Genomic DNA, 6,550 nt, shown 5'->3' with positions numbered 1-6,550 from the left:
CTTGCGCCGTCAGGTTTGCAGGGTTCACACCCCTGCAAACCTGACGGCGCAACGAGAGGGGTCCTTGCCCGCTGCCGCGCTGCGTGAAAGGCTCCTTTCATGGCCAATCCCCTCCTCTCCCCCAGTCCGCTGCCCTACGGCCTCCCGCCATTCGCTGAGATCAGGGACGAGCACTATACGGAGGCGGTCGACGCGGGGATCGCGGAGCAGCTCGCGGAGATTGACGCCATCACGTCCTCGGCCGAGCCGCCCACTTTCGAGAACACGGCCGCGGCCATGGAGCGGTCGGGAAGGCTCCTGCTGCGGGCCGTCACTTCGTTCATGACGATGGTCTCCTCGCACGGGACCGAGCCGATCCGCGAGCTCGAAACGCAGATCATGCCGAAGCTCAGCGCGCACGAGGACACGATCCGACTGAACCGCGCCCTCCGCGACCGGTTCGCGGCGATCGACACCGCAGGACTGGATGCCGAGTCGCGACGGCTCGTCGAGGAGTGGCTCAACGACTTCCGCCGCGCGGGGGCCGACCTCGGCGAAGCGGGGCAGGCGCGCCTGCGCGAGCTCAACGCCGAGCTTTCCCGTTTGGGAACCGAGTACGGCCAGCGGGTCGCCAAGGCCATCAATGAAGCTGCGGTCCTGGTCGAAGACGAGTCCGAGCTCGCGGGCCTGCCCGCGGACGATCGGTCAAGTGCCGCTGAGGCCGCCAAAGCGGCCGGCCACGAGTCGGGCTGGCTCCTCACCTTCGTCCAGCCCACAGGCCAACCCGTCCTGTCCGTGCTCGAGAACCGAGGCCTTCGGGAGCGCGTGTTCAAGGCCTCGATCGCGCGGGGCAGCTCCGGTGGCGACATCGACGTGCTGGGACTGGTCGCCGAGATGGCGCGGCTGCGCGCCGAGAAGGCCGCCCTTCTGGGCTACGCGACGTACGCAGACCTCGCACTCGACGATCAGACCGCGCCATCGACCGAGGCGGTGCGGGAGATGCTCGGCCAGCTCGCCCCTGCCGCCGTCCGCAATGCCGCAGCGGAGGCGCAGACCCTCGCCGAGGCGGCCGGCCACGCCCTCGAGCCCTGGGACTGGGCCTTCTACTCGGCGAAGGTGCGCCGCGAGCGATTCGCGGTCGACGAGCAGGCCCTGCGGCCGTACTTCGAGCTGGACCGCGTCCTCCAGGACGGCGTCTTCCACGCCGCGGGCAGACTGTATGGCGTGCGCTTCGAGGAGCGGCCGGATCTGGTGGGCTATCACGACGACGTCCGCGTCTGGGAGGTCTTCGACGCCGATGGCGCGGGGTTGGGCCTGTTCCTGGGCGACTACTTCGCCCGACCCACCAAGCGCGGGGGCGCGTGGATGAACGCGCTCGTCGAGCAGGCACGGCTCACCGGCGACCGGCCCGTAGTGATCAACAACCTCAACATCGGCAAGCCCGCGCCCGGCGAGCCAGCGCTGCTGACGCTCGATCAGGCACGGACGGCGTTCCACGAGTTCGGCCACGCCCTCCACGCGCTCCTCTCCGACGTCGAGTATCCGAAGTTCTCCGGGACGAACGTGCCCAGGGACTTCGTCGAGTACCCGTCCCAGGTCAACGAGATGTGGCTCCTGTGGCCCGAGGTCGTGGCCAGCTACGCTCGGCACCACGAGACTGAAGAACCGTTGCCCCACGAACAGATCAATGCACTCGACGCTGCCCAGCTGTGGGGCGAGGGCTATGCCACAACGGAGTATCTTGCGGCCGCGCTCCTCGACCTCGCTTGGCACAGCCTCTCAGCGGGCGACGACCCGGGAGATCCGCTCGCCTTCGAGTCCCGCGCCCTCGAGGACGCTGGCGTCGCCGTCCCGCTCATCCCGCCGCGGTACCGCACGGGCTACTTCCAGCACATCTTCGCTGGCGGGTGGTACGCCGCGGGCTACTGGTCGTACATCTGGAGCGAGGTGCTGGACGCCGACACCGTCGAATGGTTCAAGGAGAATGGCGGTCTCACGCGGGCCAATGGCGACACCTTCCGCGCCCAGCTGCTCTCCCGGGGCTTTTCCCGGGATCCCCTCGAGTCGTTCCGCGCCTTCCGCGGCCGGGACGCGGACGTGGCACCGCTCCTGGCCCGCCGCGGCCTCGGGTGAGCCTAGGCTGACCGTGCACGTCTTCGAGAATCGAACGGAAGCGGGCCAGCTGCTCGCCCGTGAGCTCGAGGACCGCCTCCGGCGCGCGGCAAGCACGGATCTCGTGGTTCTTGGACTGCCGCGCGGCGGGGTGCCCGTGGCGTTCGAGGTCGCCGCGGCGCTCGATGCCCCGCTGGACGTCCTCGTGGTGCGCAAGCTCGGCGTTCCCGCGGAACCCGAGCTCGCGATGGGCGCGATCGGCGAGCACGACGCGATGGTCCTCGACGACGGCATCGTGGAGAGACTGCGGGTGAGCGAGAGTGAGGTGCGCAGAGTCGAGACGGCTGAGCGCGAGGTGCTTGAGCGGCGCGTGGCGCAGCTTCGTGCGGTCCGGCCGCCGGAACCCCTCGCCGGCCGGACCGCGATCGTGGTCGACGATGGCGTAGCGACCGGTTCGACGGCGCGTCTGGCCTGCCGCATGGCGCGCGAGCTCGGAGCCGCTCGCGTTGTGCTGGCAGTCCCCGTCGCACCCGCCGACACGCTTGACACCTTCACCGATGCGGATGAGGTGGTCTGCCTCGCCTCGCCGCATTTCTTCTTGGCGGTGGGCCGCTACTACCGGGACTTCTCCGCAACAAAGGACGACGACGTCGTCCGCCTACTCGAGGCAGCCGTCGGGGGCCGGGGCCAGCAGCCCTAGGCAGCGGGGCGGAAGCCGGACCGGAAGCGCCGATAGCCCCGCCGCGCTGTGATCCGGCCGGGCGTGAGGAGTTCGACGTCCTCCCACAGGAGCAGGAAGGACCCCCGGTGGCGCCAGGCGAGGAACGACCCAATCAGCGCGGGGGCGTCAACGCCGTTCCTGTCGTATCCCAGATAGGACGACCGCGTGTGGGGACTGACGATAAGGCCGTACAGCCGAGCGTCGATCTCCGGGCTGCGTGCCTCCGCCGGGGCAGCGTCCAGCACAAAGCGGGCGTCGATCGCGAAGCCGAGGCGCTCCCCCGCAGCATCGAGAACTGGTGAGCCCAAGAGGTCACTCAGGATCATGGCGGCCTCCGGGAATTCTGGCAATGATGCGGTCCCGCAGCCACCGCTCAACCCACGTGACATCGAGGCTGTCTCCCTTGACGCCCAGCCGCAGGACGGTGTCGACGTCCTTCACCGTCTCCCACGGGATCCGGTGAAGTCGCGAGGCAGGCGGCCGGCCGCCGAAGATACGGGTCGCGAGCACCGCCCCGGACAGCACGGCCGTGATGCGCGGAGCGGCCGTTCCCGGGGCGACGCTCTCCCCGGGGTGGGGAAGGTCGCTCAGCTCGAGGTCGTCAACGACGGTGATCGGCGTGCCGTCCTCGTCGAGGACTTGCCGGTCCATGAGGTTCAGTTGCGCATCGACAATTCGTCCGCCCGGGTCGGGCGGGTCCCCGAGTCCATGGCTGTGGTCGGTCACGCCCCGCCTCCTGCCTTGAGCGCGGCGATCTGCTGCTCGATCTCATGGGAAAGCTGCCCGAGCCGCTGACGGGCGTCATTGATGGACCGCTGCTCGCCGCTGGCCACAGCATCCTGAGCAGCGATCGCTGCGGCGAGGGCCTGATCCATGTGGGCGAGTGCGTCCCTGCGTTCGCTCTGCTCTTCGCCGGGGTCGGCACTGAGTTTCGCCACGCTGTCGCGCGCCTTCGAGATCTCGTCCCGCATGTCCTCGGCGAGCACAAGGCCCGCTGCCTTCGTGGACTGTCCGTTGAGCACCTGGCCCAGGCTCAGCTCGTCGCTGGCCAGCGCTGAGGAGCATTCCTCGAGGGGTGAAGCAAGCTGGCCGCCGATCCCCCCTCCTGAGCAGGCTGTCAGGCCGGCGAGACCTACCATGATCATCGCGGCGGGGGTGACGCGCTTCGCCGTCAACGCTGCTCATCTCCTCATGCCGGACCGACACCGTCGTCCTTCCCGACCGGAGCGTCCTTCAAACGAGAGCAGAGGCCCACGAACGACGGCGGCCCGGCCTAAACATGTCAGGTGCGGGCCACCAGTGGGCAGTCTTACCAGCCGCACTCGGCGAGGCGATGGGGCTGGTGGATCTCGTCGACGTTGAGGCCGCCGGTGTCCAGAGTGGGTATTCGGGGACTCTGGTCGCGTGCTTCGGCTCCGGTTGCTACGTACCAGCGGCCAGGCCAGCAGAAACCGATGGCCACCTACAGCCGCTTTGGCCATTTGGCAGCCCAGCAGCGCTCCTCCTGCTGGGGGCGGAGCGGAGTCTTCCGCCAAACTGGCTCGTGAGGCCAGCGCTGGGACCTGGAAGCCGCCACCAGGCATCGGAGCTTGGGAGTCTGAGCAGTCAGGCTCGGGTGGTCGCCGGGGCTCAAGCAGGCCTGCCGTAGCGCTCCCGAGGAGTTTTGGACACGACCGTGTCCGGCGGCGGTTCCCCTCCTAGGGTTTCGCGGGGCAATCTAAGGTTTCCTTTCGACCGGCGTCAACAGTTCGAATCGGGCAGCTATCCTTGTCTGGCTTCGCGGCAGCCGAGGATTCTTCCGTGCTTCTCCGCGGCAGCACGGATGAAATTCCGTGTTCGCACCCTGAGAGCAGTCAGAGATATCCGTGCTGAGGCTCGCCCACGCGTCGCACATTAAGTGCTCGGACCCTGCCGTGAGGATTTCCAGCACCATGGAGTAAGTACTCGGCCCAAATCGGGCTCAGTGGTTGAGCTGGTCAGCGCGTGTCGGTTCTCTGAGGTCTACAGATGGCCTGATTGGCCGGTTGAAGGCACAGCACACGCTTGGCCTTGACTACCCATCCTTTCCGATAGCAGGATCCCATCACCAACTCCGCCGGGATGGGAAAATCCAAAAAGTGAGAAAAAATCCAAGGGAAGCGATGAAAACTCGAAAAGTCGGCGCAATCTGCTTTAGTGCGGCACTGGCATGGGCGGCGACATCCGCGGTGCCCGCGCAAGCGGCAACGACGAGCGTCAGCGGCTCGCTCAGCTGCCCCTCGGGTCAGGTCGTGTGGGTATCCCTGACGACTGAGTACAGCGCACCTTCACGTTCTACTCCGGCACCGCTCACCGCTACACGGACGGCGGCGGCTATAACCATGCCTTCAACTACGGAACCAGGACAGTGAACTGGAGGGTGGAGAGCGGTGGGAACATCCTGACGGTGAGCGACTGGTGCGGACCCAACGCGACGCGTGCCCAATGACTGAATCCATCCGGGCTGAGGTCGAGCGCAAACTGAGCACAATTCCAGTCCGTGCGTCTCGCCAGATGACCTCCACCGAATACCAGTTTCGCGTGGCCGAGATCACCCGGCTTTTTGACATCGACGCGGTGGGTAGCGAAACGGGCGTAGTTTACGGAGACAAAGGCGTTGAGCTGGAAGATCAGCCTTTGCTCTGGGCCGTTCGCGTTCTCGTTGCGAGGCGATTCGGCATCCCGGAGGCAATATGAACATTCGTGCCGTGCGTCTCCAGCGGGCACGAAGTCGTCCTGGGTTCATAGAGGGTCACGCTCCTTTTTCGACGGGCAGGCCTCGCCCCGGACCAGATCCGCCAGCGCCTGGGCGAAGGCCGTCTTGGCCTGCTCCACGGCGGCCTGTTCCTGGAGCGAGTGGATCCTCTCCCCCGCCTGGATGCGCTCCTCGACGTCGTCCATAGCGAGGACGGCCGCGGCGAGCTTGAGCCGGGCGTCCGCGACGTGGCGCTTCAGCTCGGGATGCCGCTCGGACATCACGCCCAGGCGGTGGACCGCGGCGACCTTCTATTCTTCGGTGATGGTGGACATTACTGGGTTCGCTCCTCGGTTCAGACGGCGCGGCCGACTACCGGGACGAAGTCCTTGGTCAGACCGTGCTCGGGCATGATCCGGTCGAAGACGGCGACAATCTGGGCGTCGTTGCCATCCGAGGTGCCCTTGCAACGAAACGAAAAGGACGCCACGGACAGCAAATCCGTGGCGTCCTTTTCGTTGGCGCTCTACTTACCAGCCGCGTTCGGCCAGGCGGTGGGGCTGGGGGATCTCGTCGACGTTGATGCCGACCATGGCCTCGCCCAGACCGCGGGAGACCTTGGCGATCATGTCCGGGTCGTCGAAGAACGTGGTGGCCTTCACGACGGCGGCCGCGCGCTGGGCCGGGTTGCCGGACTTGAAGATCCCGGACCCGACGAACACGCCGTCGGCGCCGAGCTGCATCATCATCGCCGCATCCGCCGGGGTGGCGATGCCGCCGGCGGTGAACAGCACCACGGGGAGCTTGCCGGTCTCGGCGATCTCCTTCACGAGCGCGAACGGGGCCTGGAGCTCCTTGGCCGCGACGTAGAGCTCGTCCTCGGCCATCGTGGTCAGGCGGCGGATCTCGGCGCGGATCTTGCGCATGTGGGTGGTGGCGTTTGAGACGTCACCGGTGCCGGCCTCGCCCTTGGAGCGGATCATCGCCGCGCCCTCGTTGATCCGGCGCAGCGCCTCGCCCAGGTT

Annotated in this window: 9 protein-coding genes; 3 read left to right on the top strand and 6 right to left on the bottom strand. The window is 67.3% G+C overall.

All coding sequences use genetic code 11. The features are described from left to right. Positions 1 to 99 precede the first annotated feature (99 nt). Positions 100 to 2,112, top strand: a complete 2,013-nt coding sequence (locus E5679_RS19935; protein ID WP_138419186.1) for a M3 family metallopeptidase — start codon at positions 100 to 102, stop codon at positions 2,110 to 2,112. 13 nt (positions 2,113 to 2,125) lie between these two features. Then, positions 2,126 to 2,791 carry a phosphoribosyltransferase gene (locus E5679_RS19930; protein ID WP_138419184.1) on the top strand — a complete coding sequence of 222 codons (666 nt, stop codon included), beginning with the start codon at positions 2,126 to 2,128 and terminating at the stop codon, positions 2,789 to 2,791. Here the strand turns inward: E5679_RS19930 and E5679_RS19925 are convergent. From E5679_RS19925 to E5679_RS19915, 3 genes are read right to left on the bottom strand one after another with little or no spacing between them, the layout of a single operon-like run. Continuing rightward, a complete protein-coding gene (locus E5679_RS19925) occupies positions 2,788 to 3,138 on the bottom strand; it encodes a PRC-barrel domain containing protein (RefSeq protein WP_138419182.1) in 351 nt (116 codons plus the stop codon). The genes E5679_RS19930 and E5679_RS19925 overlap by 4 nt on opposite strands. After that, positions 3,125 to 3,538 (bottom strand): hypothetical protein, encoded by a 414-nt coding sequence (locus tag E5679_RS19920; protein ID WP_138419180.1) that lies wholly within the window; start codon positions 3,536 to 3,538, stop codon positions 3,125 to 3,127. Before E5679_RS19920 ends, E5679_RS19925 begins: the two co-directional genes overlap by 14 nt. Beyond that, a complete protein-coding gene (locus E5679_RS19915; RefSeq protein ID WP_138419178.1) occupies positions 3,535 to 3,987 on the bottom strand; it encodes a hypothetical protein in 453 nt (150 codons plus the stop codon). Before E5679_RS19915 ends, E5679_RS19920 begins: the two co-directional genes overlap by 4 nt. Positions 3,988 to 5,275: 1,288 nt before the next feature. Here E5679_RS19915 and E5679_RS19910 point away from each other — a divergent pair. Further along, positions 5,276 to 5,527 (top strand): hypothetical protein, encoded by a 252-nt coding sequence (locus E5679_RS19910; RefSeq protein WP_138419176.1) that lies wholly within the window; start codon positions 5,276 to 5,278, stop codon positions 5,525 to 5,527. Positions 5,528 to 5,572: 45 nt separating this feature from the next. Here the strand turns inward: E5679_RS19910 and E5679_RS19905 are convergent, their stop codons facing one another. From E5679_RS19905 to E5679_RS19900, 3 genes are all read right to left on the bottom strand, one after another. Beyond that, positions 5,573 to 5,806 carry a hypothetical protein gene (locus E5679_RS19905; RefSeq protein WP_138419174.1) on the bottom strand — a complete coding sequence of 78 codons (234 nt, stop codon included), beginning with the start codon at positions 5,804 to 5,806 and terminating at the stop codon, positions 5,573 to 5,575. 74 nt (positions 5,807 to 5,880) lie between these two features. Continuing rightward, positions 5,881 to 6,015, bottom strand: coding sequence for a hypothetical protein (locus tag E5679_RS21485; RefSeq protein ID WP_275092572.1), 135 nt, complete (start codon positions 6,013 to 6,015; stop codon positions 5,881 to 5,883). 40 nt (positions 6,016 to 6,055) lie between these two features. Next, a partial coding sequence (locus E5679_RS19900; protein WP_476712891.1) for a beta/alpha barrel domain-containing protein occupies positions 6,056 to 6,550 on the bottom strand: 495 nt, incomplete at its 5' end.

Source organism: Sinomonas gamaensis (assembly GCF_005876955.1).
Lineage (GTDB): Bacteria > Actinomycetota > Actinomycetes > Actinomycetales > Micrococcaceae > Sinomonas > Sinomonas gamaensis.
This window is presented reverse-complemented; position numbering and strand designations above follow the sequence as displayed.

Excerpts from the sequence above, each read along its gene's own strand:
- E5679_RS19935 (WP_138419186.1), top strand. The coding sequence starts at position 100 with ATGGCCAATCCCCTCCTCTCCCCCAGTCCGCTGCCCTACGGCCTCCCG.
- E5679_RS19925 (WP_138419182.1), bottom strand. The coding sequence starts at position 3,138 with ATGATCCTGAGTGACCTCTTGGGCTCACCAGTTCTCGATGCTGCGGGG.
- E5679_RS19910 (WP_138419176.1), top strand. The coding sequence starts at position 5,276 with ATGACTGAATCCATCCGGGCTGAGGTCGAGCGCAAACTGAGCACAATT.
- E5679_RS19905 (WP_138419174.1), bottom strand. The coding sequence starts at position 5,806 with ATGTCCGAGCGGCATCCCGAGCTGAAGCGCCACGTCGCGGACGCCCGG.